1 pseudogene is annotated in these 1,159 nt (G+C 64.5%); it reads right to left on the bottom strand.

Annotated features, from left to right (window positions below):
- Positions 1-716: pseudogene (locus FFS27_RS33000) on the bottom strand (ABC transporter permease subunit); the annotation flags it as partial.
- Between the last annotated feature and the right edge of the window lie 443 nt (positions 717-1,159).

Below are 1,159 nucleotides of genomic sequence, written 5' to 3'. Positions count from 1 at the left end.
ATGAACCACTGGGCGATGCCACCCTTGGAGTCGCCCACCAGCAGCGAGATGCCGCCCAGCAGTTGGGTGCTCGCGGTGACCTCGGCGTTGGGGTCTTCCAGCAGCTTGTAGCGACCGTTCAACTGGCGGCTGTGCAGGTCGAACACATCGGCGGTGGCACGTCCGTTGATCACGTACAGCCACTGCTTGCGCGGGTCGAGGTAGATGGCTTTCACCGGTTCGGCGATCTGCGGGAGTTCGATGCGCTCCTCGTCCAGCGTGCTTTCGCCGGTCAGCATGTTCTCTTCGCGAGTCATGCTCAACAGCAGCAGTTGCTTGTCGACGGAGCCAGCCAGCAGCAGGCTGTCGTCGCCGGCATTGATGCTCACATGCTCCAGCGGGCGGCCCTGCGGATCGAGACCGATCGGGGTCTCGCCGTAGGGGAAGGCGATCTCCGGGGTGATGGTCTTCTTGTTGTCCGGGTAGGTGACCTTGTAGGTGTGCTGGAACACCAGCACCTGTCCGTTGGACAGGCCCAGGGCGACCGTCGGGCTGCCCGGCTGGTCCTGGGCGATCGAGCGGATCTCGCTGCCCGCCGGAAGCGGCAGAGCGACACGCTTCAGTTCGACACCGGTCTTGGCGTTGAAGAAGAGGATCTCGCCCTGGCCGCCAACGCGCATGGCCACCTGGTTCTGCTCCTCGATGCTGAGCAGCAGGGGCACCTGCGCCTGCTGCATCCAGGCCGGAGTCAGCGCTTCGCGGGTCTCCAGGTCGGCGCCGCGGAACAGCGGGAGCACGACGTAGGCCAGGTAGAAGAAGATCAGGGTGATCGCCGCCAGCACGGCCAGGCCGCCGACCAGCACGTACCAGCGGGTCAGGCGGTCCTTGAGGGCACGGATGCGGCGCTTGCGTTGCAGGGCTGGCGTATTGAAGTCAATCCGCTCGGGAGCAAGGGAGGAGTTCATCGGGGAGTTGGCCATGTCGTTCATGGGGTGACACCCTAAAGGCTCTGTATGACAGACAGATGACAGCAACATGACGCAACAAAGCCCGCCAGCAGAGCCTCGCTGGCGGGAAAGGCCGGCGGGTCCTAGCGCCCGCCGGCAGAGCCTTCATGCCTGGACGGCCCATCGCTGGGCCATCCGCTCAAGTCACTGGATTACAGGCCCAGTTCCTTGAT

The organism is Pseudomonas sp. 2VD (assembly GCF_005503585.1).
GTDB classification, from domain to species: Bacteria; Pseudomonadota; Gammaproteobacteria; order Pseudomonadales; family Pseudomonadaceae; genus Pseudomonas; species Pseudomonas aeruginosa.
Note: the sequence above shows the minus strand (reverse complement) of the source record. Positions and strands in the feature narration are given on the sequence as shown.